The 26,412-nt window shown below is 66.6% G+C and carries 24 protein-coding genes; 13 read left to right on the forward strand and 11 right to left on the reverse strand.

The annotated features are described in order from the left end of the window. Both VM681_05720 and VM681_05725 read right to left on the reverse strand, forming a co-directional pair. Window positions 1–1,244 (reverse strand): 2Fe-2S iron-sulfur cluster-binding protein (locus VM681_05720; protein ID HVL87485.1); only part of this gene is annotated, 1,244 nt, incomplete at its 3' end. Beyond that, a complete protein-coding gene (locus VM681_05725; protein ID HVL87486.1) occupies window positions 1,217–2,920 on the reverse strand; it encodes an NADH-ubiquinone oxidoreductase-F iron-sulfur binding region domain-containing protein in 1,704 nt (567 codons plus the stop codon). The genes VM681_05725 and VM681_05720, both read right to left, overlap by 28 nt. A gap of 103 nt (window positions 2,921–3,023) precedes the next feature. Here VM681_05725 and VM681_05730 point away from each other — a divergent pair, with 103 nt between their 5' ends. The 5 genes from VM681_05730 (at window position 3,024) to VM681_05750 (ending at window position 7,501) form a co-directional block, all read left to right on the forward strand. Continuing rightward, a complete protein-coding gene (locus tag VM681_05730) occupies window positions 3,024–3,959 on the forward strand; it encodes a winged helix-turn-helix transcriptional regulator (GenBank protein HVL87487.1) in 936 nt (311 codons plus the stop codon). A 91-nt stretch (window positions 3,960–4,050) separates the two neighbouring features. Beyond that, window positions 4,051–4,443, forward strand: coding sequence for an antibiotic biosynthesis monooxygenase (locus VM681_05735; GenBank protein ID HVL87488.1), 393 nt, complete (start codon window positions 4,051–4,053; stop codon window positions 4,441–4,443). A 34-nt stretch (window positions 4,444–4,477) separates the two neighbouring features. Continuing rightward, window positions 4,478–4,666 carry a DUF1059 domain-containing protein gene (locus tag VM681_05740; protein ID HVL87489.1) on the forward strand — a complete coding sequence of 63 codons (189 nt, stop codon included), beginning with the start codon at window positions 4,478–4,480 and terminating at the stop codon, window positions 4,664–4,666. 63 nt (window positions 4,667–4,729) lie between these two features. Continuing rightward, window positions 4,730–6,127, forward strand: a complete 1,398-nt coding sequence (locus tag VM681_05745) for an MFS transporter (protein HVL87490.1) — start codon at window positions 4,730–4,732, stop codon at window positions 6,125–6,127. Window positions 6,128–6,226: 99 nt separating this feature from the next. Continuing rightward, the gene (locus tag VM681_05750; GenBank protein ID HVL87491.1) at window positions 6,227–7,501 is read left to right on the forward strand and encodes a M20/M25/M40 family metallo-hydrolase; all 1,275 of its coding nucleotides are present in this window, start codon (window positions 6,227–6,229) and stop codon (window positions 7,499–7,501) included. A gap of 242 nt (window positions 7,502–7,743) precedes the next feature. Here VM681_05750 and VM681_05755 read toward each other — a convergent pair whose 3' ends face one another. Genes VM681_05755 through aksA form a run of 3 tightly spaced genes read right to left on the reverse strand, consistent with a single transcriptional unit; the run spans window position 7,744 to window position 10,979 of the window. Next, window positions 7,744–8,898, reverse strand: coding sequence for a hypothetical protein (locus VM681_05755; protein HVL87492.1), 1,155 nt, complete (start codon window positions 8,896–8,898; stop codon window positions 7,744–7,746). Window positions 8,899–8,952: 54 nt separating this feature from the next. Then, window positions 8,953–9,672, reverse strand: coding sequence for a formate dehydrogenase accessory sulfurtransferase FdhD (locus VM681_05760; protein ID HVL87493.1), 720 nt, complete (start codon window positions 9,670–9,672; stop codon window positions 8,953–8,955). 2 nt (window positions 9,673–9,674) lie between these two features. Then, window positions 9,675–10,979 carry a homoaconitate hydratase gene (aksA, locus tag VM681_05765; protein HVL87494.1) on the reverse strand — a complete coding sequence of 435 codons (1,305 nt, stop codon included), beginning with the start codon at window positions 10,977–10,979 and terminating at the stop codon, window positions 9,675–9,677. Window positions 10,980–11,139: 160 nt separating this feature from the next. Between aksA and sepF the strand changes: the two genes are divergently transcribed. Together sepF and VM681_05775 are read left to right on the forward strand one after the other, a co-directional pair. Beyond that, window positions 11,140–11,511: a cell division protein SepF gene (sepF, locus tag VM681_05770; GenBank protein ID HVL87495.1), complete on the forward strand. Its 372-nt coding sequence runs from the start codon at window positions 11,140–11,142 to the stop codon at window positions 11,509–11,511. Window positions 11,512–11,575: 64 nt separating this feature from the next. Next, entirely contained in the window at window positions 11,576–12,157 is a 582-nt protein-coding gene (locus VM681_05775) for a ZPR1 zinc finger domain-containing protein (GenBank protein HVL87496.1), read from the forward strand. Between the two features lie 39 nt (window positions 12,158–12,196). Here the strand turns inward: VM681_05775 and VM681_05780 are convergent, their stop codons facing one another. Beyond that, window positions 12,197–12,742, reverse strand: a complete 546-nt coding sequence (locus VM681_05780; GenBank protein HVL87497.1) for a winged helix-turn-helix domain-containing protein — start codon at window positions 12,740–12,742, stop codon at window positions 12,197–12,199. Window positions 12,743–12,889: 147 nt separating this feature from the next. Between VM681_05780 and pdhA the strand changes: the two genes are divergently transcribed. Next, the gene (pdhA, locus tag VM681_05785) at window positions 12,890–14,008 is read left to right on the forward strand and encodes a pyruvate dehydrogenase (acetyl-transferring) E1 component subunit alpha (GenBank protein ID HVL87498.1); all 1,119 of its coding nucleotides are present in this window, start codon (window positions 12,890–12,892) and stop codon (window positions 14,006–14,008) included. Window positions 14,009–14,012: 4 nt separating this feature from the next. Here pdhA and VM681_05790 read toward each other — a convergent pair whose 3' ends face one another. The 5 genes from VM681_05790 to VM681_05810 form a co-directional block, all read right to left on the reverse strand. Beyond that, a complete protein-coding gene (locus VM681_05790) occupies window positions 14,013–14,504 on the reverse strand; it encodes a hypothetical protein (GenBank protein HVL87499.1) in 492 nt (163 codons plus the stop codon). An 83-nt stretch (window positions 14,505–14,587) separates the two neighbouring features. Beyond that, window positions 14,588–14,722 carry a hypothetical protein gene (locus tag VM681_05795; protein HVL87500.1) on the reverse strand — a complete coding sequence of 45 codons (135 nt, stop codon included), beginning with the start codon at window positions 14,720–14,722 and terminating at the stop codon, window positions 14,588–14,590. Between the two features lie 235 nt (window positions 14,723–14,957). Beyond that, a complete protein-coding gene (gene msrB, locus VM681_05800; protein ID HVL87501.1) occupies window positions 14,958–15,344 on the reverse strand; it encodes a peptide-methionine (R)-S-oxide reductase MsrB in 387 nt (128 codons plus the stop codon). Between the two features lie 50 nt (window positions 15,345–15,394). After that, entirely contained in the window at window positions 15,395–17,266 is a 1,872-nt protein-coding gene (locus VM681_05805) for a CocE/NonD family hydrolase (GenBank protein HVL87502.1), read from the reverse strand. A gap of 57 nt (window positions 17,267–17,323) precedes the next feature. Next, window positions 17,324–19,522, reverse strand: a complete 2,199-nt coding sequence (locus VM681_05810) for an elongation factor EF-2 (protein ID HVL87503.1) — start codon at window positions 19,520–19,522, stop codon at window positions 17,324–17,326. A 139-nt stretch (window positions 19,523–19,661) separates the two neighbouring features. Here VM681_05810 and VM681_05815 point away from each other — a divergent pair, with 139 nt between their 5' ends. The 5 genes from VM681_05815 to VM681_05835 form a co-directional block, all read left to right on the forward strand. Further along, on the forward strand, window positions 19,662–20,858 hold the full coding sequence (locus tag VM681_05815; protein HVL87504.1) for a phospholipase D family protein: 1,197 nt from the start codon (window positions 19,662–19,664) through the stop codon (window positions 20,856–20,858). A 231-nt stretch (window positions 20,859–21,089) separates the two neighbouring features. Further along, window positions 21,090–21,233, forward strand: a complete 144-nt coding sequence (locus VM681_05820) for a hypothetical protein (protein ID HVL87505.1) — start codon at window positions 21,090–21,092, stop codon at window positions 21,231–21,233. 2 nt (window positions 21,234–21,235) lie between these two features. Continuing rightward, complete coding sequence (locus VM681_05825; GenBank protein ID HVL87506.1) at window positions 21,236–24,415, forward strand: N-6 DNA methylase; 3,180 nt, start codon at window positions 21,236–21,238, stop codon at window positions 24,413–24,415. After that, window positions 24,412–26,091: a DNA methyltransferase gene (locus tag VM681_05830; protein ID HVL87507.1), complete on the forward strand. Its 1,680-nt coding sequence runs from the start codon at window positions 24,412–24,414 to the stop codon at window positions 26,089–26,091. The genes VM681_05825 and VM681_05830 overlap by 4 nt, the downstream gene beginning before the upstream one ends. Beyond that, the coding region (locus tag VM681_05835) for a hypothetical protein (protein HVL87508.1) at window positions 26,078–26,412 on the forward strand (335 nt) is incomplete at its 3' end. The genes VM681_05830 and VM681_05835, both read left to right, overlap by 14 nt.

Consider the following 26,412-nt stretch of genomic DNA (forward strand, 5'->3'; position numbering starts at 1 on the left):
GGCACGGGGTGGTTCTCGGTCGTGTTGCTTCCGGTGACGAGCATGACCTCGGCGTCGGCGATGTCGTCGATCGCGTTTGTCATGCTGCCCGTGCCAAGGGCGGTCTGCAGCGCGTACACGCTGCTCGCGTGGCACAGGCGCGTGCAGTGGTCGATGTGGGGCGTGCCGAGGCAAGCCCGCACCCATTTCTGAAAGACGTAGTTGTCCTCGTTGGTGCACTTGGCCGACGCGAAGCCGGCAAGCGCCGTCGGCCCGTGCCGATCCTTGATCGTCGCCAGCCGCCGCGCGACGAGGTCGAGCGCCTCGTCCCAGCTCGCCGGTCGAAACACGTCCTCCACGCGGCGGTTCCCGAGCGGCCCCTTCGCGACGCCCTCGCGACGGACCAGGGGCGTCGTCAGGCGCTCCCGGTGGGCCGTGTAGTCGAAGCCGAAGCGGCCCTTCACGCACAGCCGCCCCCGGTTGGCCGGCCCCTCCTCGTGTCCGATGCCGCGAAGGATCGCGTTGCCCACGACCTCGTAGGTGATCTTGCATCCGACGCCGCAGTAGGGGCAAACGGTGTCGACGCGCGCGGGCGAGACGGGCGCGGAGAGCGCGTGCACGGTCTTCTCCACGAGCGCGCCGGTCGGGCACGCCTGCACGCACTCCCCGCAGGTCACGCAGGACGATTTGCCCATCGGGTCGCCAAGGTCGAAGGCGATCGTGCCTGAGAAGCCGCGGCCCTGCACGCCGATCACCTCGTTCACCTGCACGTCGTCGCACGCTCGCACGCAGCGGAAGCAGAGGATGCACGCGGAGGGATCGAAGGCGATGGCTGCATTCGAGAGGTCGACCTCGCGCGGCTGCGCCGTGCGCGCGAAGCGGGAGGCGACGGCGCCTTCCGCGCGCGCGAGATTCTCGAGCTCGCAGCCCTCCGGGACAAGCGTCTTCTTGCACGGCGACGGATGGTCGGCCAAAAGAAGCTCGAGGACCGTTTGGCGCGCGTCCTTGGCGCCGTCCTGGGTCGTGACGACCATGCCGTCCTCGGCCGCGCGCGCGCACGAGGGAACGAGCACGCGCGACCCTTCGACGGCCACCATGCACACGCGGCAGGCGCCCGCCAACGGCAGGCGGGGGTGGTAGCAGAGCGTAGGGATGCCGACGCCAAGCTTGCGGCAGGCATCGAGGATCGTGGACCCCGGCGGCACCTCGACCCGACGGCCGTCCACCGTGAGGCGGATCACGGCCGGCACGCTCCCGTGGGGCAACGGCCCCCGAGGTGCTCGTCGTATTCCTGGCGGAAGTACCGCAGGCCCGACGTGAACGGGAGGAAGGCGGTCTGGCCCAGGCCGCAGATCGAGGCCCCCGCCATGGTCCGGGAGAGCGCCTCCATCAGGGAGTACGTCGGGGGCGAGGCTTTGCCGGCACGGATCTCGCGGACGGCGTGCAGCATCTTCTCGGTGCCCACGCGGCAGGGCGTGCACTTGCCGCAGGACTCGTGCGCGAAGAACGAGAGGCAATTCTCGGCCACGTCCACGACGCAACGGCGCTCGTCGAGCACGACCACGCCGCCTGATCCCAGCATGCTGCCGGCCTTGGCAAGCGCGTCGAAATCCATGGGAACGTCCTGCTGCGAGGCGGGCAGGAGGCCCGCGGAGATGCCTCCCGGGAAGAAAGCCTTGAGCGCGCGGTCGCCCTCCATGCCCCCTGCGGCAGCAACGATTTCGCGAAGGCTCGTCCCGAGCGGAAGCTCGTAGACGCCGGGGCGCGCGACGTCGCCCGAGACGCTGTACAGCTTGCGTCCCGGCGCGGTCGTGCCGGAGCGCTTCCACGTCTCGGGATCGCCAAGCGCCTCGGGCACCCACCAGAGCGTCTCCACGTTGTTGATGAGCGTGGGCTTGCCAAAGAGCCCGAACTGCGCGGGGAAGGGGGGCTTCAACCGCGGCTCGCCCCGCTTGCCCTCGATCGACTCGAGAAGCGCCGTCTCCTCGCCGCAGATGTACGCTCCGGCGCCCACGACCAGGCGCGCCGAGAGCGTGCGGCCGTTCTGGAGGGGCGCGTCGAGCAGACGAGCTTCGCGCAGCTCGTCCAGGCAGGCGGCAAGCGCGCGCCGAGCGGCGGCGTATTCCTCGCGCACGTAGATCCACGCCTGGTCGGCCCCGACGCAGAGCATGGCAGCGAGCATCCCTTCGAGCATGCGGTGCGGCGTGCGTTCCAGGATCCAGCGGTCCTTGAACGTGCCCGGCTCGCCCTCGTCTGCGTTGACGACGACATACTTCGGCGAGCCTTGCGCCTTGGCGACAAACTCCCACTTCTTTCCGGCCGAGAAGCCCGCTCCGCCCATGCCGCGAAGACCCGTCCCGATCAACGCGGCGATCGTAGGCTCAAAGGCGCGCTCGCGGGCGAGGGATTCGAACAGCCGCATGCCTCCGCCCGCGCGGTAGGCGCCCAACCGCTCGTAGGCGGGAACCGGAACCTCACGGACGGCAACAAGCTCTGCGCCGGAGAGGCGGTCGGCCCGCGAGACGAGCCCTCCGTTTGCCAACAGGGCCGGCGCTTGATCGCACGCGCCCAGACAGGCTGCGGCCTTGACGCCGAGGTCCTGCGGCTGCTTTGCCGCGAGGACCGACAGGCGCGCCTGCAGCTCGGTTCCGCCTCGCAGGTGGCAGGCGACGCTCGTGCAGACGCGCGCCTCGACCACCGGCGGCGGCTCCGCGCGGAAGTTCGAGTAGAAGGAGGCGGCGCTCCAGACCTGTTCGCGCGCAAGCCGCGATTCGAAGGCGAATTCCTCGAGCGCCAGGCGTGGAAGGAATCCGAGCGAGTCTTGGACATGATGCAGGCATTCGAGAAGGGGCGCGCCGGCGGCGAACTTCGCGGCGGCTTCGCGGGCGACGGCAGCGTGGCGGGCCGAGCGCGCTTCGTCGGTGAGCCACGGGCTCGCCATGCCCGCGCCTACCGCGACGATCCCCTTAATATGTTCGCACACGGGCCGTCGCGGCGGGCCACCGCCACGGAACGATTATCGGCGATGGCTGACCTTGGCGCGCATGGACGCCCTCGACATCCAGATCGTGCGTGCGATGGGCATTCGGCCGTACGAGCGGCGACCGAAAGATCCCGACGCGCTCAAGCCCGGCCGCATCGCGGAGATCGTGGGCGTGACGCCCGAGACGGTGAAGGCCCGCCTCGCGCGCATGGAATCGCTTGGCGTCATCGCGGGGTACAAGGTCGTACCGAACCTGCGCCATCTCCGACGCGCGGGAGAGGCGCACTGGTTCGAGATTCCGGACGACCACCGGAAGGATCCCGCCATCGCCGAGATCGCCGCGACGGAGGGACTGCTGGAGGTTCACGACTTCCTTGGCAAGGGCCTGTGCGTGGACTTCACCTTCCGGGACGAGAAGGATCGCGAGGAAAAGCTCGCCCGACTTGCCAAGAACATCGGCGATGAGCAGCCGCTCAAGTTCTACGACCGCGAGATGCCCCCCGTCGATCGCGAGCTCACTCACCTCGACTGGTGCATCCTGCGCGCGCTGCGGTGGAACGCGAAGCGCTCGCTCGACGAGGTGGCCGCCGAGATCGGCGTCACCGGGCGAACCGTGCGGCGGCACTACGATCGCATGGCGCAGGAGGGCAGCTTCTTTCCCGTGCCCCTGTTCAACCCGAGCAAGGCGGAGGGCCTCTTCGTCTTCGAGCTGCAGTTCTTCCTGGAGCCCGGCAGCCCCCACGACGCCCTGCGCGGGATCGTGAAGGCGTACAACGGGAACCACGTGTACGCCTACATCCCCTCCTCCGCCGAGCTTGGGAACTTCGACCTCACCGTGTTTGCCAAGAGCACGGCCGAGGTGGAGGAGCTGCGCCGCATGGGAGCGGCGCTGCCCGGCGTCGAGCGCACCGAGGCGTGGTTCTTCCGTGGTCTCCACGACTACAGCGGGTGGATCGATGGGGAAGTCGACGCGCGCGTCGAGGCGAGCGCGCCGTAGCGGGAAGGCCCGGTGTCCAAAAACCGAAGCCGCGCTTCCGCCATCTACATATCCGGTCGCCCGGCTTGAGGCTCGCCGGAAGGCGAAACCCATGACGCAAGCATCTTCGCAAGGACCGATCGGATGGACCGTGACCTTCAAGGTGAAGCCCGGAAAGCTCGACGATTTCCGCAGGATCGCGCAAGAAGCCTCCCGCGCGGTTCGCGCGGCCGAGCCGGGACTTGCCGTCTACGCGTGGCTCGTGGGCCAGGACAAGACGACGGTCCGCGTCGACCTATGGTTCACAGGTCCCGAGGCGGCGCTGCAGCACCTCCAAGGCATCGCCCCCCAGAAGTTCCTCCCCCAAGCCCTCGCAATCGCCGAGCTGGCGGGATTCGAGGTCCACGGGACGCCCACGTCCGCCCTCGAGAAGGCGCTCGCGGGCTTCCCGGTAAGCGGTCGCAACGGCGAGATCGCGGGCTACGTGCTGCCGCCGAAGGCCTGAGCGGGCCGTCTGCGGCATCCGGGTGGCCGATCGAATGAGGACGTACATCGACTGCCGGGAGTTCCAAAGCGACGTCGAGTGCTCCGTCGCGATCTCGGCCGACCGGGAGGAGGAGGTCTTGGAGGCGGCCGTGCAACACGCGGTGGCGGTCCATCGCCACCGCGACACGCCCGGCCTCCGGGGCCAGTTGCGCGAGAACCTGCGCGCGGGTCATCTGCCCTGAGCGTTGGAGACCCAAGCCCGCGGAAGCACGAGCGAACGTCGAGCGACGCCGCGGAGGATGCGAATGCGCCAGGCCGTGTCGACGGACCCCGAAGCCTCGGCGCCCCCGGGCCTCCGCCTCGGTCTCCGCGCGAACTGGCGCCAGTTTGCGCTGCTGATGGCCGTCAACGGATTCGTCGGGGCCATGGTCGGGCAGGAGCGCGCCATCCTCCCCCTTCTTGCCACCGAGACGTTCGGCATCCCCGAGGAAGCGGCCATCCTTTCTTTTCTCGTCGCCTTCGGCCTTACGAAGGCAGGAGCGAACCTCGTCGCCGGCCGGCTCTCCGATCGCTGCGGCCGGAAGCCGATTCTCGTCGTGGGCTGGCTGATCGGCCTGCCGGTTCCCCTCTTGCTGATCGCGGCGCCCTCCTGGGATTGGATCGTGTTCGCCAATGCGCTCCTCGGAATCAACCAGGGGCTCTGCTGGTCGGCGACGGTCATCATGAAGATCGACCTTGCCGGTCCGGCGCGTCGCGGGCTTGCCATGGGCCTCAACGAAGAGGTTGGGTACCTCGCCGTGTCCCTTGCGTCGATCGCGACGGGTTTCCTCGCGTCCGCGTACGCGCTGCGGCCCGTGCCATTCTATCCCGGCCTCGCGTTTGCCGCCATCGGACTGGCGCTGTCCCTCCTGTTCGTTCGCGAGACCCACGACCACGCGCGGCTCGAGAGCCGGCTGGCCTTGCCAGGATCGGGCCATGCGCCGCCCGGCACGCGGCGGGCCCCCGCGCCGAGCTTCCGATGGGTGTTCGCGCGCGCCTCTTGGCGCGACCGCAATCTTGCCGCCTGCGCGCAGGCGGGCCTCGTCAACAACCTCAACGACGGCGTGAGTTGGGGCGTGTTGCCTCTTTTTTTCGCCGCTGGGGGCCTTGGACCCGACGCCATCGGCATCCTCGCCGGGGCGTACACGTTTGTTTGGGGCGGAAGCCAGATCCGCGTGGGCGCCTGGACCGACACGCACGGACGCAAGCCCTTCCTCGTCGGCGGAATGATCCTGCAGGCGGCGGCGCTCCTGCTGTTCGCCTCGACGCAGGGCTTTTGGCCCTGGCTTGCGGCAAGCGTGCTCATCGGCTTTGGCACGACGATGGTGTACCCCACGCTGCTTGCCGCCGTCAGCGACGCGAGCCACCCCAGCTGGCGGGCCTCCGCCGTCGGCGTGTATCGGCTCTGGCGCGACCTCGGCTACGCGGCGGGCGCCGTGTTTGCGGGGTTCGTCGCCGCCGCCGCGGGCCTTCAGACCGCGATTGCGGCAACCGGGGTCGTCACCCTCGCGTCGGGTCTCGTTGCGCTTGCGCTGTTTCGCGAGACCGTGATCGAGCCCGCCCCGCGCGTCCGCATTCCTTGGTCCCAAGGGTGGGCGCTTGCGATGGAGGCCATCACGGCGCTTCGATCGGAACGAAAGGAAAGAAAGCGGCCTGGGGGGTGATGGCCAGTAAGCGCTTGGCCGCGTCCCCTTAAGCTTACCTGCGGGCGAACGCACGAGGTCCAACAAGATTCATCTAGGGAGGAACGAACTCGGCCACCCATGCGAACGGCCGGCCTCCTCGTGCTTGCCGCGTTGCTGGTCGCGCCGCTTGGGGTCGCGGCGCATGAGCGGCAGCCCGCAGGCCGGCAGTCCGAAGCGTCCATCGACGAGCGCGCCGCCGCCATCGCGACCGAGGTCTCCGGACAGGACATCTACGACACGATCCTGTCGCTTACGACCGATCCATCGCGCGCGTACCGGTTCGTGGGAACCCCGACGCACGACAACGCCCGCGCATGGATCGAGTCCGAGCTTTCGGGCATCGGGCTTGCGCCCGTCGCCTTCGACCACGCCTGCGAGGTCGGAAGCGTCGTCGTCTTCCCGGCGCCCGCCGTGCGCCTGCCCCAGCCGATGACGGTGCCCGCGCGCTCGGTCCTCGCGCTTGTGGAGGGCCGCAGCGCGACCGACTGGATCGTGATCGGGGCCCACTACGATACGCAGCAGACCTCGACGGGGGCCCTTGACAACGGGTCGGGCATCGCCGCGGCGTTGGAGCTCGCCCGCGCCTTCGCGCGGCATCGCGAGGCGCTCGAAGCTTCCATCCTGTTCGCGTTCTGGGACTGTGAGGAATGGGGCGTCTTTGGAAGCAAGGAGTTCATGGCGCGCTTCCCGGACGTGGAGGCGCTCCTTGGCCTCCCCCAGGGAACCGTTCGCCTCGTGGCCGCCACCTCGCTTGACATGATCGGCATTCACTGGCCGGCCGAGAACCGCTCGCCCACCGCACGCGCCGGCGTGCCGCCCATGTACGTGCGGACGTCGCCGATCGACCAGTTCACCTACCGGTCGCGCTTTGCCGACTACAACGAGTCGAACTACACGGCGGCGCAGCTCCAAGGCTTCCGCGACTTCCGCGTGCTCGTCAAGCGCGCGACGTACGACGTCCTCGGCTTTCCCGTGCAGCACGTCTGGGTGCAAGACGACGAGCAGGGGCGAAGCGACCACGCGCCCTTCATCGCGGCCGGCGTGCCCGGTTTCAAGGTCGGCGGCGCGGTCGACCTCGCCTACCCGCCGTACCACAACCCGTTTGACACGCTGCCGGCGGCCGAGCAGCTGGCGGGCGGCAAGGACAAGCTCGTGGCGGCTTTCGAGGCCGCCGCGCGGCTCACGGCGACCATCATGGCAAACGTCGCGTTGCAAGGCGCGGTGCAAGCCCCCGACGAAGGGGTCGTGCCCTCCCACGCGCAACCGGAGGCGGGGCGCGAAACGCCATTGCCGGCGGCCGTTGCCGCGCTTGCGGTCTCGCTGGGCGCCTGCGCGCGTCGTGCGCGGCGCTAGTCCAGAAGGAAGCTGTCAAGCCAGCGTTGCGTCCAAGTCCGGCTGCGTCCGCAGACGCGGGCCCGCGTGCGCTCCATCCGCAGGGTCGGCTGGATCCGCGGCTTGGCCTGACCGGACCGGAAGCGCGTCACCACTGGCGGCTCTAGGATTTCCATCCTTTTGCACCGATGGAAACCGGGCGTCGGGAGGAACGGGGGAAACGGGAGAACCGAAAGCCGTGACTCGAACCGATACGAGGCCGGTCAGGCGGACGCGGCCTCGCGCGCCTCCACGTAGAGCGCGGCGGCCATCGTGAGCCCGTGCTCGCTCGTGTGCAGCGGCGTACGGTACGGGAACCCGCTTCGGTCCACGACCTCCACGAAGTTGCCCTCGCGCTCGACGAGGTTCTCGACCGCACCGAGATGCTCGTCGACCTCGGAGCCTCCGCCCTGCCGCTTGAGCCCCGCAACGTACAGGAGGCCCATGTGCAGCCAAGCGGAGCTGTGATAGGCGGGCGTGAAGCGCGTGAACAGCGGCATGAGGTCGCCGTGGATGCGGTCGGAGATGCGGATCGGAACGGGCCGCAGGAGGCCCGACGATTCGATCGCGTCGACCATCTTCCTGCGCCGCGCCGGCTCAAAGAGGCCGAAGTAGAGCGCGGGCGCATTCGCATCGGCCGAGAGATAATCGGGCGCGGCCTCGTAGTCGGTGAAGTGGGAGCCCGTCCACCGCGCGTCCACGAGATCGCGCGCCAGTTGCTCGGCGCGGTCCCGGACGACCTCGCCGCCGACGTCGTGGCGCGCGAGGGTCTCGAAGAGGTTCAGCGCGAGCAGGTTGTTGTACGTGGACGACGGCCGCCGGATCGTGTCCATCCAATCGCCCCGCACGTCGCCTCGCATGAGGCCGCGGCCGGGCTCGAAATGGTCGTCGATCCAGCGCGCGGTCAGGCGCTCCAGCGGCTCGCGTCGAGCGCGAAGGAGCGTCGGGTCGAGCGTGTCCATCGCGTGCACGAGCCAGGGAAGGCCGTCGGCGCGCGCGTACGGAAGGTCGAACGTGCGCTCCTCGGACAGACACGTGGGAACGCGCCCGCGCTCGATCGCCGCGTCGAGGAACCGGTTCACCTGCTCAAGCAGGTACGCCCGCGGCAGGATGTGGAGGAGGCCGCGGATGGACTTGCCAAAGTCGCTGATCCAGAAGTATCGGAAGTGGCCCTGGCCGGCGATGAGGAACCGGCCCTCGGCGTTGGCCGCAACGACCTGGCGGGCGATCTCCGCGGCCGTGCCCGAGAGCCGCGGCATGCCCCAGAGATTGGTGCGGATGGCGTTGGCCACGAGGCGGGCGCCCGTGAGGATCGTTTCCGGGTGGATCTCGTAGTCGCCCGCGCGGAACTCGAACGAGTAGGGCGACCGCTTGGACATCGCTGTACCTTGGTCGCCCGAGGGCTTATCCGTTTCGCCAGCGCCCGTCCGCCGTCAGCCGGAAACGGGTGCGATCCGGTCGCCCACGTACACGTTGAACCCCTTTCCGCGTGCGTACCCGGCCAGCGTGATGCCCGCGGCGCGGCAGACCGAGACGCCCTCCGCCGTGGGCGAGGAGAGGGTCACGACGACCGGAGCGTGCAGGAGGGCCGCCCGGCGCGCCATCGCGCCCGTCACCCGGCCCGTGCAGCATAGGAGGAGCGCGCGGCGCGTTCGCCCGTCGAGCGCCTTGGCCGCCGCCAGCCGCGCCAACGTGTTGAGCTTTCCCACGTCCTCCGCGAGGTACCGGAGGTTGCCCGCCCAGAAGAGCGCGGCCGCGTGCACGCCCCCGCCCTCGGAATAGATCTTGGCCTCGCGCTGCATCCCCGCCACGCAGGCAACGACCGACGCCGGCGCGTACGGTGGAACAAACGCCGCCGGCGGAAGCGGCGCTTCCCGCGGGGGCACGGCGCCGGGCGCGTGCACGCGCGCCACGACGCCTCCGTCCGACTCCAAAAGCTCCGCCCGCGCCTTGGGAGCGTCGAACGACCACCCTTCGAGCAGGAGGTGCCCAAGCGCCAGCCGATCGGGCTCGTGCGGGCTTGCCCAGATCGTGCCGGCGGGCTCGTCGTTCAACTCGATTGCGACGCGCGTCTCGGCGGGAACGCTGCCCGACTCTTCCTTCCACGAGCCGTCGGCAAAGCGGCGCCAGGCGAAGGGCTTGCGGGGGTCCATCCTCAGAGCTGCCCCGTGCTGCGCTCCTTCCGCGCGCCGGCCAGAAGGTCGGCGGGCACGCTCACGCCCGCCTTGGCCGCGATCGCCCAGAACTCGCGCGGCGTCACGCCCTTGTGGTTCTCGTCGAAGGCGCGGTACTGCGCGACGAACTCGGCGACCTCGCGCTTGGTCGTGGTCTCCGTCTTCTCCTTGATCGCGGCGACGATCGCGCGCACCTGCTCGGGCGTGGCGCCAAGGCCGTGCTCCTGCAAGCGCGCCTCGACGGCGCGCGCGCCCGTGTGCTTGCCAAACACGAACCGCCGCTGGCGGCGCAGCGTGTCCACCTGGATGGGCTCGTAGGTGAGCGTGTGCTTGATGACGCCGTCCGTGTGGATGCCACTCTCGTGCGTGAAGGCGTTGTAGCCGACGATGGGCTTTGTGATGCCAAGCGGAACGCCGGAGAGCTCCTCCACGCGGCGCGCGGCCTCGTGGATGCGCTCGATCTTGATGCCCGTGCGGACGTCGTAGAGAAGCTCGAGGGCCATCACGATCTCCTCGAAGGGCGCGTTTCCCGCGCGCTCGCCCAAGCCCCCGAAGGTCGTGTTGACGACGGGCACGCCCTCCTCCACGGCGGCAAGCGTGTTGGCCGTGGCCATGCCGAAGTCGTTGTGGATGTGCACGCCCTCCTCCGTGCCGTCCAGGCGGATGCGCGACCGCGCCTCGTTCACCCACCAGCGCATCGTCGCCGGGGTCATGACGCCCACGGTGTCGCAGTAGAGGATGCGGTCGGCGCCGGCCTCGATCGCGGCGTTGTAGATGCGGCCGACGAAGTCGAGGTCGGCGCGCACGGTGTCCTCCGTCACGAAGGTCGTCTTGAGGCCGTGGTCCTTCGCGTACTGCACGGCGTCCGTCGCCGCGGCGATCGCTTGCTCCTCGGTCATGCGAAGCTTGTGCTTGAGGTGGACCGGCGAGGCCGCGATGAACGGCGAGCACTCGTCGGCGTCGGACTTGAGGCATGCGTCGATGTCGCTTCGCAGCGTTCGGCAGGCGGCGAGCACGGAGGCGTTGCGCAGCCCCTCGGCCGCGATGCGCTTCACCGATTGGAGTTCCTTGTCCGAGACCGCGGGGATCCCGCAGTTGAGGATCGTGATCCCAAGGTCGTCGAAGACCTTGGCCAGCTGGACCTTCTCGTCGGGCGTGAAGTACACGCCCGGCGTCTGCTCGCCGTCGCGCAGCGTCTCGTCCCAAAAGACGACGCGCGGCGGCATGCGGCGGGGCAGGTTCGCCTCGACGACGTAGTTGTGGACCAGGAGGTCGTCGCGGGTCATGGTGCGTCGGCCTTCGATAGGCCGGCGGGGGGTTAAAAGGGTGCGCTGGTCGGGGGCCTCCAAAGCGAACGCTTGCGGGATTGGGCGCGCGCCCGCAAAATATTTCGCCACCTTTATATTCGGCGGCTCGCCATTCACTCGCGACCAGAAGGGATGCACGATGGGTTTGGTCAAGCGCCTCCTTGGCGACGACGGATTGAGCGGCCGCGGCGAAGACTACCTCGACCTTGCGCAGTACGCGGCCGACGCGCCCGCGCCGGAGTCGGACACCTCGATCCAGGTTGCCGAGGTCACCGCCTACGCGGACGTGGGAGCCTTCACGGAGGTCGTCTACCGCGGCAACATCCTCGTGGCCGATCTCTCGCACGTGGCCAAGGACGAGATCCTCATGAAGCGCATCGTGAACGACCTGCGCAAGGTCGCCACGGACGTAAAGGGCGACGTGGCGGGAATCGGCGAGAATCTCGTCGTCGTGACGCCCGGCGGCCTCCGCGTCGACCGCCGCAAGCTCCGCGCGGCCTCCACGAACTAAGGCCTTTCCGCCCGCCCGGTGTCCGGCCGGCAGCATTTTATACATAACCGGCAAACTCCTTCGCGTGGTCGAGGCCACCTCACGGGCGCAATGCCCCGCCTGCAACGGCACGACGCTTTCGCTCACGTCGTACAACCAGTCCATCCCCTACTTCGGCGAAGTCCTCCACACGGTCGTCCACTGCCAGGCGTGCGCCTTCCGCCACACCGACTTCATGCCGCTTGCCCAACGCGACCCTGCGCGGCACACGCTCTCCATCAAGAGCGCCGAGGACCTGACTGCGCGCGTCGTCCGCTCCAACAGCGGCACCTACCAAGTGCCCGAGCTTGGCTTCACGGCCACGCCCACGCCCGCCTCGGAAGCCTTCGTGAGCAACGTGGAAGGCGTGCTCGAGCGCGTGCGCAGCGCGATGCTGCGCGCGCGGCTTCTCACGGACGAGCCCGAGAAGAAGCGCCTCCTCGACGAGCGCCTGGCGCATCTCCAGGAGATCGTCGAGGGACGGCGCGTGGCCACGCTTGTGATCGAGGACCCTTTTGGACACAGCGCGATCCTCTCCGACCGCGTGCGCGCCGAGCCGCTCACGCCCGAGGAGGCCGAGCGTTTGAATCCCGGCCGCTACGTCATCGACGCGAACGACCTGCGGTAAGGTTTACTGCGCAATTGCGCAGTAATGTGGGGTCAAGCCTCACGCTTGCTTCGCGTTCGCGCGGCGCCACAGGAGGAAGCCGGCCGTCGAGAGGATCGCGACCATGAGGAAGAGCGCGACGGCCACGTAAAGCGTGACGGGATCGGCCGAGGCGGACGTGGGGGGCGGCGCCTGCGCCATGTCCGACGCCAGCGACCGCGCGGCTTCGGGCCCGCCGGTGGGCGGCTCAGGAGCCGTGGGCGTGAGATAGGCCGCGAGGAACAGCGCGCCCGTCGTCAACGCGCCAAGCGCCGTGGACAGGAGGATCGCGATCGTGACGCGCTCGGGGTGGAGGATGCGGCGCCCCTTCCACGTGAGCGAGTAGTACACCCACTTGCGCTCGACGTCCTCCTCCTTGCGGATGAGCGCGACGGCCACGAGCTTCTCCAGGTGCTCGAAGACGGTGGCCTTGTTGAGTTCGAGCTTGCGACCCAATTCCGAGACCGTCATGGGCCGCTCGTCGAGGGCCTTCAGGATGGACAGGCGCGTGTCGGAGGCCAGCGCCTTGAACGCCTCCCGGTCGAGCGTGATCTTGAAATCGTCCATGGTGGCCCGTATCCCAGTTCGCCCGCCGAGCGCAAAAAGGTGGCGGGGGGTGGTGGGGAAACGCCAAACGGTCGACCGTCCGCCGGCCGGCGCGCCCGCCCCCTTCGGGCACGAACGCTTATGGACGGTCCCACGTTTGACCGCTTCGTGAGTCCGTCGGAAGACCCGTTTGCGAAGGAGCGGGGCTTGTTCCGCGTCCTGCGCGAGGACGGATCGCTGCTCGACAAGTCGCTCGAGCCCGCGCTCTCCGACGGCGACCTCAAGCACCTGTACCGCACGATGCTTCTCATCCGCGCGCTGGAGGGCCGCATGATGCTGCTCCAGCGCCAGGGCCGCATCGGATTCTACGGCGTCACGCGCGGCGAGGAGGGCGCCGTCGTGGGCACGGCCTTTGCGCTTCGCCCCGAGGACTGGGTGTTCCCGGCGCTGCGGCAGGGCGGCGTGCTCCTCCTGCGCGGTTGGCCGCTGGAGAAGTACGTGGCGCACATGTTCGGCAACTCGCTTGCCGTGGAGAAGGGACGAAGCATGCCCATGCACTTCTCCGACCGTGCGCTCAACCACGTCGCGTGGTCGAGCTCCATGACGACGCAGCTTCCCCACGCCGTCGGCATGGCCTACGGCGCCAAGGTGAAGGGCGACAAGGTCGTGGCCATGGCGTACCTAGGCGACGGCGCCACGAGCGAGGGCGACTTCCACCACGCGCTCAACTTCGCCGGCGTCTGGAAGGTGCCGGCCGTCTTCGTCTGCCAGAACAACCAGTGGGCGATCTCCGTCCCGCTTGCCAAGCAGACGGTCAGCGAGACGATCGCCGTGAAGGCCGCCGCGTACGGCATGCCCGGCGTGCGCGTCGACGGAAACGACGTGCTCGCGTGCTACGCCGCGGCCAAGGAGGCCGTGGACCGAGCGCGGGGCGGAGGAGGCCCGACCCTCGTCGAGGCGCTCACGTACCGCATCGAGGGCCACAGCTCAAGCGACGACCCCACGCGCTACCGCGAGCCCTCCGAGGTGGATGCGTGGAAGGCGCGCGACCCCGTGGAGCGGTTCCGCCGCTACCTAGAGGCCCGCGGATTGTGGACGCGCGAGTGGGAAGAGGGCGTCCGCGCCGAGCACGAGGCGCTCGTCCAGCAGGCCGTCCGCAAGGCCGAGGCGGCACAATCCCCGCCGCTTGAAACCCTCGTCGAGGACGTCTTCGAGCGACCGACGCCGCAGCACGACGAGCAGCTTGCCCACCTGCGCGCCATCTTGCGCAACGGGACCGATCGCTGACGCGCTAGCTCGTCTCCGGAGGCGCCGAGGAGTAGGCGTAGCTTTCGGGAGGCGATGGCTCCTGGGCCGTCGCCGCGCGACGTCGCGCCTGGATCCATTCGTAGACACGGGCGTGGCGCACGAGCACCACGGCTGCGCCCAGGGCGCCAAGAAGGCCCGCGGCGGCGCCGGAGGTGCCGCCGAAGAACAGCAGGGCAAGCGAGAAGCCCGCCGCCAGGATCGCGCCTTCGACGGGGTCCCGAAGGAGCGTCGCGTGCGCGTGCAATAGGAAGATTCCAAGCACGAGCGAGAGGCACAGCGCGATCAGGGGAGCCGTCCACGCGGCGGGTCCGCCGCCGAGGATCACGTTCCCCGAGAACGCTTGCAGGAAGAACTCGAGGAGCGCAAGCCCGATCGCAAGGAGGCCCGCAAGCGCCACGAACAGGCGCTCGGCGGGCACGCGCCCGGCGGCGGCAAGGCGCAGCGCGAGGTCCGAAGGCGGCGGATCGGAGTGCATGAGCGGCCAGCCGGCCGGGTGGAAAAGAGCTTTCGGGGGCAAACCTCGGGGACGCCGAGCTTTGCTCCCGGGCGTCCCCGGACCTACGCGACCATGCGGTGGCGCGTGGCGTCCATGTGCTCGCGCGCGGCCCAGGCGCCCGCAAGCGTGGGGGGGAAGGATTGCCCGCATTCGCAGCGGGTGGGCTGCGCGGTCGTGCGCAGCGTCGACGTCGCCATGTCTGCACCTCGGAAGGGCCTGTAGCCGGGCGGCCTAGATGAGGTTTGCGAAGGGGCCACCGAACGCTCGCGGTGAAAGCCGCCGCCGTTCGAACGGGTTGGGAAAAGCCCCTTTTCCGTCGCCCGGCGGCCCCCGAAAAGCCAGGGCTCGACGGGACCGCCGAAAGCCGGCGCCCGTCCGAGCAGGCCCCCCCGACGCCGACCGCCGCCTCCCTGTCACTCCGTCGCACGCCCGCTACACGGGCTCGAATTCCAGTGACGCGCTGTTCACGCAGAATCGCCGGCCGGTCGGCGCCGGGCCGTCGTCGAACACGTGCCCAAGGTGCGCGTCGCACGTCGCGCAACGGATCTCCGTGCGCGCCATGCCGTACGCGTCGTCGGACAGCTCGCGCACCTTCGCCGGGTCGACGGCCCGCCAGAAGCTTGGCCACCCCGTCCCGGATTCGTACTTCGCGTCGCTCTTGAACAGGTTGGTGCCGCAGACGACGCACTTGTAGATGCCCGTCGCTTTGTGGTTCCAGTACTTGCCCGTGAACGGAGGCTCCGTGCCGCACTGCTGGGTGACGTGGTACTGCTCGGGCGTCAGGCGGGCGCGAAGCTCCGGGGATGGTTCCTTGCGCACAAGGCTCGAAGGCCGTGTGCGGGCATGAGCCTTCACCCGGCAAACGGGGATCAGACGGGCGCAAACGGCCGCGGCGGGTAGGCGATCGTCGGCGGCAGGCCGCCGAGGGTTCCGCGGAGGATCGGAAGGACGATGTGGCTGTCGAACTCGGCCCCCTGGCCTTCGATCGAAAGGGTGGCGACGTGCGAGCCTCCGGAGTGCCGGTCGAGGACCCGGCCGTGGCTCACCACGACGGCCAGCCGGTGGCCGGCGGGAATCCACTCCGCGATGTCCTCGAGATCGACGCGAACGGCCGTGGGCGCGCCGACGGGGAAATCGATTCCCTTGAGGTTGCCCTGGTGGAACCGGAGATCGACCACGGTGCCCGAGATCTGCCGCGCGGTCTCCGTGCACGGATTGCGGTCGTCCAGGACGAAGAGATCGACGGCAAACTGCCCGCCGGGCCGGTCGCTCTTGATGGGGAACAGCCCGATGGGATTGCCCGCCAGCAGGACGTCCTCCTTCAATGGCTCCGTCACGTAGACGAGCCCGGTGGCGTCAATCGGCGGCGATCCCGTCGCCTCTTGGATCCACGCCTGGCAAACCGTGGATCGCGGAGCCACGCCCGGAGACGAAAGGAACGCGCGCGAGCCCGCAGACGGTGCCGGCGCGAGCTTGCCGCCTGCAAGATAGAGCACCTCCTCCCGGGACTCCACGGGCGGCCAGGCGACGCTTTCGTGCCAGCCCCCGAGGTTGTCCTCGAACTCGACGTGGCCAAGGCCCGGCGGTCCCTCGCCGATCCCCTTGAGCCAGAAGTCGAACCACGCGAGGAGGTCGTCCTCCCACGTCGGCGTGTCGGGCATCTCGTGGGCCCACTGTCCTTGCAGCTGCCGCTTGGGCGCCTCGCGCAGCCAGCTCCACACGAGAAGGTCGTGCTGCGCGTGCCCCGACCCTCCGCGGTCCTGGAAGCCGTGGACGAGGAAGACCGCGGCCGAAAGGTTGGGGAAGCCGTCGGAGAAGCGCCGCTTGGCCCAGTAGCCCGCGTCGCGCTCGTCGAGCCACTTCTCGGTCTCCCGCTCGTGCATGTTGCGGCGCGTGGGCTCGCAGAGGCGGTCGGGCGCGCGCTGCGCGTGCCCGGGAATGCCGGCGGGATCGCCCAGAAGCGGCGGCAGGAGCGAATTCACGGCGGTGAAGGAGTTGAGGTACTGCGCCACGATGACAAAGGGCGCGCCCTGCGGCGTGTACGAGAACGTGTAGGCGTCCACCACGCCGGCGACCGGCACGATCGTCTTCAAGCTCGGCGGGTTCTGGATGGCGGCCATCCAAGGCGTGGTGCCGCCGTAGGAGCCGCCCATGATCGCGACGCGCCCGTTGGACCAAGACTGGGCGCCAAGCCACTCCACGAGCCACGCCTGGTCGCGCTGCTCGTTTGGACCCCACCATTCCAGGCAACCGCCCGACTGCCCCGTCCCCCGAACGCTGAAGTAGGCCACTGCGTAGCCCTCCGCGATCAGGCGCGCCTCGGGGACCTCGGCACCAAGCGCAAGCGCAGCGCGGGTGGGGCTCTTTGGCGTCTGGAACACCTGGCCGTAGTAGATGGTCGACGAGAGGACGACCGGAACGCGGACTCCCTCGGGCACGGCGGGCCGCAGGACGTAGCCGTGAAGCGCCGTGCCGTCGAAGCTCGGGACGAGATGCTCGACGATCTCCAGAAGCTCGAAAGGCCCGGCAAGACCCGGAGGCCATTCGGAGCCGTCGGCGCAGGGCCACGGGTGCTCGCAGGCGGGCCAATCGGCAGGGGGCGGAGGAAGGCCCGGCGCCGGGACCGGAGGCGCGGCCGGCGGAAGCTCCGACGCCTGCAGCGGCTCCTTGGCGTCGTCGGTGGAAAGGCAACCGGCGGCCACGACCGCCAAGGCGACGGCGAGGCAAGCTAGGCGCCGCATCGGCCGCCGCCCGACCCGCCGCGCCATTAGACTTGTGGTCGCATCCTTGAGGAGCGTCTAGCCCGCGTAGTAGTCCGCCTCGTAGGGCTTCTCGGGAAGCCCCTTGCGCTTGCGGATCTCGCCCACGGTCTTGTCGAGAAGCTCGCGGGGAAGCATCTCGAAGCCCGCGTGCTCGGTGGACCACAGGCAGCGGCCCTGCGCCGCGCCGCGGATGGCCGAGGCAAAGCCGAAGAGCTCGGCCACGGGCGCCTTGCAGTGGATGATCGTGAGATCGCCCTCCTGCTCCATGTTCTCGATCACGCCGCGGCGCTGCTGGATCTCACGGGTCACGGGGCCCATGACGTCCTGGGGCACGTTCACGAAGATCTTCTGCTTGGGCTCGAGGATCGTGCGTCCGGCCGTGACCATGGAGCCGTAGATGGCGTTGCGCATCGCCGGGATGGACTGCGCCGGCCCGCGGTGGACCGCGTCCTCGTGGAGCTTCGCGTCGACGAGCAGGAGCTTCACTCCCGCCACGGGCTCGCCGGCGAGCGGGCCCTTCGTCATGGCCTCCTTGAAGGCCTCGAGGATGAGCTCGCGGGTCTCGTGCAGGTACTGGATGCCCTTCGTGACGTCGAGGAGCATGTTCGTCCCTTGCACGGCGATCAAGCCCTTGGCACGGTCCTTCTCCCAGCCAAGCTCGACGAGCCGCGGCACGAGGTCCTTGATGTTCTTGACCTTGCCCTCGGGGATCTCGCCTTCCTTGATGGCCTTGACGAAGGACTCCTCCAGGGGCTCGGCGATGACGTAGAACTTGTTGTGCTTGTTGGGGCTCTTGCCCTCGAAGGCCGCGGGGCTCCGCTTCTGCACGCACTCGCGGTACACGACGATGGGCGGCGAGGTCGAAATCTCGACCTTGTGCTCGTTCACGATGCGGTACTCCGTGATCTCGAGGTGGAGCTCGCCCATGCCGCTCATGAGGTGCTCGCCCGTCTCCTGGTTGATCTCCACCTGGATCGACGGGTCGGCCTTGGCGACCGTGCGCATGACCTCGACGAGCTTCGGGAGATCGCGCGTGTGCTTGGCCTCGATGGCCTTCGTGACGACCGGCTCCGAGTAGTGCACGATCTTCTCGAAGGGCTCCATCTCCTGGACCTCCGTCACGGTCGAGCCCGCGATCGCGTCCTTCAAGCCGACGACGGCGGCGATGTTGCCCGCCGTCACCTCCTCGGTCGGGATGCGGTCGGCGCCGACGAGGAGGCCCACGCTCTGCACCGTGTTCGCGTTTGGCATGCCGCTTACGAAGAGCTTCTGTCCCTTGCGGATCGAGCCCGAGAAGACGCGGCCCACGGCCACCTCGCCCGCGTGCGGGTCCACGATGATCTTCGTCACCATGAACGCCACGGGGCCCTTCTCGTTCGTCTCGACGAGCGACTTGCCCATGTCGGAGGCAAGGTCGCCCTTCCAGATGTGCGGAATGCGGTACTTCTGGGCCGCGTGCGGCGGCGGGTGGTGCGTGATCGAGAGATCGAGCATGACCTGCGCGATGGGCGCCTTCTTCGCAAGCTCCTTCTGGTTGCCCGCCTGCAGGTACTCGAACACCTGCTTGAAGTTCACGCCGCTCTTCTTCACCCACGGCGCCGAGATGGCCCAGTTGTGGTACGCGCTTCCGAAGGCCACCGTGCCCTTCTCCACCGAGAGCGCCCACTTCTCCTTGAACTCGGGCGGCATCTGCTTGAGCATGAGGCCGTTGACCTCGGTGATGATCTTCTGGAACTTCGCCATCATCTGCTCGGGCGTGAGCTTGACCTCGTTGATGAGGCGGTCCACCTTGTTGATGTAGAGGATGGGCCGCACCTTCTCGCGCAGCGCCTGCCGGATGACGGTCTCCGTCTGCGGCATGACCTCCTCCACCGCGCAGACGAGGATGAACGCGCCGTCGATGGCGCGCATGGCGCGCGTGACGTCGCCGCCGAAGTCCACGTGGCCGGGCGTGTCGATGAGGTTCACGAGGTACTGCTTGCCGCCGTAGTCGTGCACCATCGACGCCGCGGCCGCGTTGATCGTGATGCCGCGCGCCGCTTCCTGCTCGTCGAAGTCGAGCACGAGCTGCTTGCCCGCGAGGTCCTCCGACATCATGCCCGCGCCGGCGATGAGGTTGTCCGAGAAGGTCGTCTTGCCGTGGTCGATGTGCGCGGCCGTCCCGATGTTCCGGATGAACTCGGGCTGATGCATCAGTTCGCGCGCCTTGGCGATGTTGTCTTCCTTACGGCCCACGGTGACCACCTAGGAATTTGGGGGAGCCTTCGCTTGGAAAGGCTCGGTGGGCGCGGGTAGGCGGGAGGGATTATTTAAAGGAGAGGGGTGGCGGGGGTTGCGTCCCGCTGCGCTGGACTCATCGGGTGAGACGAAAGGCTTGTGGGCGTTCCCCCAAGGAACCCAGGCGCAAGCGGTCCCGTGGAAGCTCGGCCTGAATGGCGGTCATGTTCAAGAAGCACTACATCGGATGTCCATCGTGACTCTACACCTCCAGTCGCCTACTGCCCGGGAGGCGTCCTCAACCGCTCTGCGCGACACCTTTCACGACAACAATCGCGTACGGCTGGCCGTCGCGTACATCACGGTTCAGGGCGTTCAGGCCCTGGGGCGCTTGGGCTGCGGTTTTTCGGCAGCCGACATCCGGAAGGAAATCCTAACTAGCATCGACTTCGGCATCACTGAACCGAGTGCTCTGGACATGCTGGCCCGGCAACCCAATGCCGAGGTCCGCATCGTGCGTTTCCACGAGGTTTTGGCCCGGGGACTACGCCCCCTCAACGCATTCCATCCGAAGCTATACTGGGGGTCTCGCCCGGATGGACAACACCGGGTCGTGGTCGGCTCCCAAAACGTCACGGATTCTGCACTCCGGTCGAACTGGGAGGCGGCGATGGCAGGTACTCTCTCCCCTGTGGACCTGGACGCTCTTGCGACCTGGTGGCAACGCGAGTGGGCCAACGCGACGCCGGTTGACGTTGGCCTCGTGACGGCTTATCGTGAGGCGCGTCCACGGCAGGCTCCCCCGACCCACCCAAGGGCCGGGCTGGCAGAAGTCTCTCCTTTATCGGAACCCCGTGCGGTGCCCCTTGCCGAAGACGCCCAAATCGCTTCGCTGGCCGCGGCAGGCGTGCTCATCTTTGAGGCGGGGTCAACGTCAGGCGGGGCAAGAACGCAGGTTGACCTGCCTGTAACGTTGGCACCCTACTTCTTCACCGACGATCAAGTCAGGGCGGCCGTCGTTGGCCAGCGACGCGTGGTGCGGGACATCCAGATGCACCATGACGGCCGAGTCGAAACCAAGAACTTCGACTTGCGATTGGCCGCGGGGGAGAACCACATGGTGCGTCTCAATCTGCCGTCCAGAATGCGCGGCCTTCGCCTTTCGGCGATGCCCCGAACCCAGCGGGAGTCGTCACTTCTGGTCTTCAGACGGCTTCCGGAAACCGACGCTTTTGAATTGGATTTCGTGCTACCAACAGAGAGGGCCGCTATCGAACCCCTGATTGACGAAGCAGTAGCATGTGGTCAGCGGTTTTCGCCGGGCAGGTCAAGGCGTACTTTCTATTGGCTCTAGGCGGCGCACCGGGCTATGGTGGGCCGGGGCCGAGGTTCACTTTCACTCCCCCCACGAGGGCATATTAGCGCCGAGGCCCGTTGTGGTGTCCCGCGCATCGGAGAGGGGGCATGGAAGAACGGGGAGCCGGGGAGTCAATCCGGCAAAGTCTGGTCAGCTTTGGACTCCAAATCCAAATGGATTCGCAACGGAAGGCCTTTGAGGCGATTCCAGGTAGGGGGATTGAACACGATGAAGTCCGTCCACCTGAAACTGACCGACGACCTTCATCGCCGCCTGAAGGTCAAAGCGGCCCTCGAAGACGAGTCCATCCAGAGCTACGTCGAGAAGCTCGTGGTGAAGGACATCAAGAGTTTCGCCTTGCCTGGGAGCTAACCATGGCCAAGCCGCCCATTACGACGATGGGCCCCGAAGCTGCAGCCACCGAGCTCCTGCGCACGGTCTGCGGGTCCGGCCTGGACGAGGCGAAGCGGCGGTTCGCCTTTACCAGCAGCCTGCCCCTCATGTTCCCCTCGCACTACTGGAAGATCCTTGAGTTTTCTCTGGGCTCGGAAACCGGAGTGAGGGTCCAAACGGGGGGCCGAGAAAAACATGGCCGAATTGATACAAAGCACGGCGCCCTTGTCGTGGAAAACAAGCGAGATCTGTCGACGGCCAAGGCCGGGGCAGAAGCCGAGAAGCAGGGTCGAGAATACGTGGCCGGCCTGGTAAAGGCCGAGGGAAATCCGAGGTCGGTTGCGCGGTTGGTCGTGACCGACATCGAACGGTGGTACGAATACGACGTCAAGTTCGAAGGCGAGCCTTCGACAGCAACCGAAGCCAACGTCACCGTGACGATCCGCAGCCAGAAACATTTCACTTCCACTGACGGGAAGGCGATGCTTGCCTACCTCGAAGCGGTGCTCTGGAGCGAGCCGATTGTCGCAACGCCGGCCATTCTGCAAGCTGGTTTTGGCGTCGGGTCCGAACTTCACCGGGTCCTAAGTCAGGCATTGGCCTCAGCTTGGTCTGTGCAGAGTTCTCGCCAGGAATCCAAGCTACTTTTCGACTTGTGGTTCAGGCATGTGGTGTCGTCCTACGGCTACAATGCAGAACCGGAACCGGAGGCATTCCTCGCGCACGGGTACTTAGTGATGTTGAGCCGTATCTTCGCCGGCTGTTCGCTCGCGACTCCGTTGCAGAGGAAACACACCGATTTTGCCGAAGATTGTGTCCGGGGCGACTTTTTTCATTCGGCTTTCATTCGTGATTTCGTCGAGCGTGACTTTTTCCGCTGGTTGGGAACCGACGAAACGCTGGAGATCCTGCGACCCGCCGTTGCGATGGTCGCGGAGCAACTTCAGAACCTTGACTTCGAGGAAGCGGCACGCTTTGACCTGCTTTCCCAACTCTACGAGGCAATCATGCCACCAAATCTGCGCAAGGAGTTTGGGGAGGTGTTTACGCCGGGATGGCTAGCTAATCGCATCGTGAGCGCGGTCCCGGGAATCGAGAAGCCCGGGGCAGCAGTCCTTGACCCAGCGTGCGGTCCCGGTTCCTTCCTCAGGGCCTGCGTTGAGCGGAAGGTGTCAGCGTTTCCCCCAGGAACCAACTCGCAAGTCGTTCTTGACCATGTCCTTTCGGACGTAGCGGGCTTTGACATCAACCCTGTCTCCATCTCGCTCGCAAAGGCCACGCTGGCCATGGCGCTCGCCGAGCACATCAGTAATGCGGAACGTCCGGTCAGACTGCCCATCTACCTTGCGGATTCATTGTTCACGCCAACAAGCGTTGGCCAAAAGAAAGAGAATATCACCGTGCTAACGTTTGACCACGAGGATGAGTGCTCTATCGAATTTCCTTCGAGTGTCTTTGGCGTAAGTAGCGCGTTTGATTCCGTCGTCTCCGAAGCACACCAACAGGCCGAACTCATGGTGCAAGGCACCAGCACGGCCAAGCTGGAACCGCGCGTCAAGCAGATGGTCGACGCCGTATCGCAGAAATGTGGGCTCAGCAAGGTTGAGGCCGAGGTACTCTCAACCGCCGTTGTTGAGCTGCGCGAAGCCCTCGCCGAACGGGTCCGGCGCAAACGGAACGGAGTTTGGGCGTTCTTGCTGAGGAACACCTATCGGCCAGTGCTGCTGCGCGCTTCCTTCCAGTTCTTGATTACGAACCCGCCGTGGCTGACGCTTAGTAACCTCCCTGAAGCACGATACAAGGAGCAACTCGAAAATATCGCTCTATCTCTCGGCGTCAAGCCAAAGGCCGAATCCGCACACCACCAAGAAATCGCTACAGTCTTCGCGCTCCATGCCGTTGAACATTTTCTGGTGCCGGGCGGCCAGTTTGCCATCGTCTTGCCAGCGACAATCTTGAACGGCAAGCACCACGAGCCGCTGCGGGCCTCCACCTTCGCAGAACACAGTGGTCTGGCGGGCTCCCGACTTTGGGACTTCGTGCAAATGGACTCCTTGTTCAAGCGCCCCGCGTGCGTTCTGTTCGGGGCGAAGAATAAGACTGGCGGAATGCCGGCCCTGCTGCCCGCCTTGCGCTTCAGCCGCGAGGACGAGGAGCCAGTGTCAGTCGAGTACCGGTTGACGCGAAAGGGCACGGGAACCTACTATGGCACAACAGTAGGCGCAGCGACAGACACCTTCTATGAGGCGCGATTTTCGCAGGGGGCCGACATTATGCCTCACACACTGTTCTTCGTCGATCTTAAGAGTGCCGCGGACAAGGCCGTGGTGCGAGTCGAAACATCTCTCGAAGAACGCACCAACCCCATCAACAAGAAGGCGCGCACCCTGCACGCGACGGGCGCCGTGGAGCGCGAGTATCTGTTCTGGACGCTGAAGAGTGACCAAGTCCTTCCCTTCCTTGTAGGGAAACCTCGGAGCGTTGTCCTCCCTCTAGCGTTGGAGGGCGGCAAGTATCGCGTGGTGGACCAGACTGAAATTGAGGTTGCGGGCCACGAAAATGCCAAGGCGTGGTTCGAGAAGGTGCAGGCCAAGGCCAAAAAAAGCAAGACGGCAAAGATTGACCGCACGCTCGATGACATCCGTCAATCGCTGCGGACGCGAAACAAGCTCGTCAATCAGCCGCCAAGGTGGAAGGGCCACCTAGTGTTCTATGGGGCTGGCGGAAAGGACGTCTGTGCTGCGACCACTCCCACGGCCTCCTTGCCCAGCCCATTCGTCAATCATCAAACGCTCTACGTGATGCAGACCGACGACGGAGCCGAAGCAGCCTACGTTGTCGGAATGTTGAACAGCGATACGGTCAACGAGCAGATTAAGGAATCACAACCCAAGGGTAAGCATGGCGAACAGCACGTGCACCTTCGGGCGCTGATGTTCCCCGCCTACCGGCCTGGCGACCCCGCGCATGAAGCCGTTGCGCGAGCAAGCACGGCGATTGCACGAGCTGCGGAATCTCTGGCACACAACGAGCCTCACCTAATTGCCGCGGGTGGAGCCCTCGCGTCCCGGCGCGTAAGCTTCCGCAAGAAGCTGCGCGAGGCAGAGCCGGACCTCTTCGCCCAGCTCAATGCCAGCGCCAAGGAGGTGCTGTTGTCATGAGCCGAACCGAACTCCTTCCTTACCAGGAGTATGTCCAATCCACCAGGACGGGCGGCTTCTTTGGGCTGCATCCCTATCCCACGAAAATCAACCCCGCCGCTATCACTCAATTTCTGCGTGCGCACAGCAAGCCCGGGGACACGGTATTCGACTGCTTCGCCGGCTCGTGCAGCCTGGCCGCGGCAGTGGCTGAGCTCAACCTGGCGGAACGGGAGAAGCCTCCACGTAAGGCAGTATGCAACGACTTGGGCTTGCTTCCCACTTGGGTAGCAAGGGCAGTCTTTTCGGGAGCGTCCGGCCAGGAGTTTCGGGCGCAGGCGTTCACCGTCCTGGCGTTGCTAGAGAAGGAGGCACGCTGGCTTTATGGCGATGCGCCGCAGCGGCACGCGATTTGGACGGACTTCGTAAAATGCCCTACTTGTCAGTGTGAGCTAGCTTTTTTTGATAAGTTCGTGGACCAGGCACATGGTGCATTCCGAAAAACAGCCCGATGCGACTCCTGCAAGAAAATGGTGCCTAGCGACGCCAGTCGCGTGATGGAGACCGTCACCGATCCGGTTCTTGGGAAGGTGACCGAAGTCAAGCGCCGCCCGGTCCGGGTTTACGACGAGTCCTGCAAAGGAATTCCATGGGGTCGGCCTGCCTCGACCAAGGACCTTCGTCGCATCCAGAAAGCAAGAAACTTCCTGGCAGAGAATTCTTCCTTGGTGCCGGTCGTCACGATGGACGGGAAGTGGACGGAAATGCATCGCGCCGGCTACCACGCGGGAATTTCCCATCTGCACCACTTTTACACGCCAACCAACCTTGCCGCCGTCGCGCTGCTAATGGACAGGGCACGTCGCCTTCCGGCGCCCTATGGGGACTTGCTTAGCGTGGCAATTTCCAGCTACAACGCCGCGCACTCCACGTTAATGACACGTTTCGTTTTCAAAAAGGGTAATTCGAGGCCGGTCGTGACGAGCGCCCAACCGGGTGCGCTCTATGTCTCGCACTGCCCGGTCGAGAAAAACGTCTTTCTGGGGGTGAAGCGGAAGGTCTTGGCCCTGGCAACCTACTTGGACAAGATTCAATCGCAATCTCGGAACGTGACGGTCATTCACGGACCAGCCCAGCGCACTCCGCTTGCCAGCGGCTCGGTCGACTACATCTTCACAGACCCGCCGTTCGGAGGAAACATCCAGTATTCAGAAATTGCAGCGATTTCTGAGGGTTGGCTGGGGGCATTCACTGATGCTACGGCTGAGGCCGTCGTAAGTTCGGCGCAAGGCAAGCGCGTCGCTCACTACGAGGATCTCCTAGCCTCTTGCTTCGCCGAATGTTTCCGCGTCCTCAAACCTGGAGCACCCATGACTGTGGTCTTCCACAGCACAGAAAAGGCGGTGTGGCAAGCATTGACCGGGGCCTTGCAGAAGGCGGGTTTCCAAATGTCAACATCGACGCTCTTGGACAAGACGCAGAAATCGTTCAAGCAGGTCACGGCCCCTGGGTCGGTTTCCAAAGACCCTGTCCTTCTTGTTCACAAGCCCGGCGGTCGGGGTTGGAAGTCTCCACTCGTCGAGTCAAAGCCGGTGGCTCGCGGCAACGAGTTTGCGTTTTCCGAGTACGTGGCGAAGCGGTTGGCGGCGGGTCTACCAGTTGACCAAGATGCGGCGGAGTTCCATGACGCAGACTAGGGTGCAAGAACAAGAAGCGGTGCTCGCAACTCTACTACAAGACATGCGCATCCGGCTGGCTACCCTACCACAGTTGGAAGCGCAGGCGGCGCACAAGGCTGCCATCAAAGCTGTCGTCAGTGGCGCTGCCCTTCCTGCACCGTTTGATGCTGCGAATGGACTGCCCGTGCGCGCCCAACGCGAACTCCTATGGCGTCTGTTCGAGCCGCTCGTGCCCCGCGGGGAAGCCAAACGCCTGGGGCAATACTTCACGCCGGATGACGTCTGTGTGGCAGCGCTCTCCGCGTTGGCGGACCCGCGACGCATCCTTGACCCCACAAT

The sequence above is a fragment of the Candidatus Thermoplasmatota archaeon genome (genome assembly GCA_035541015.1).
GTDB lineage: Archaea > Thermoplasmatota > SW-10-69-26 > JACQPN01 > JAIVGT01 > DATLFM01.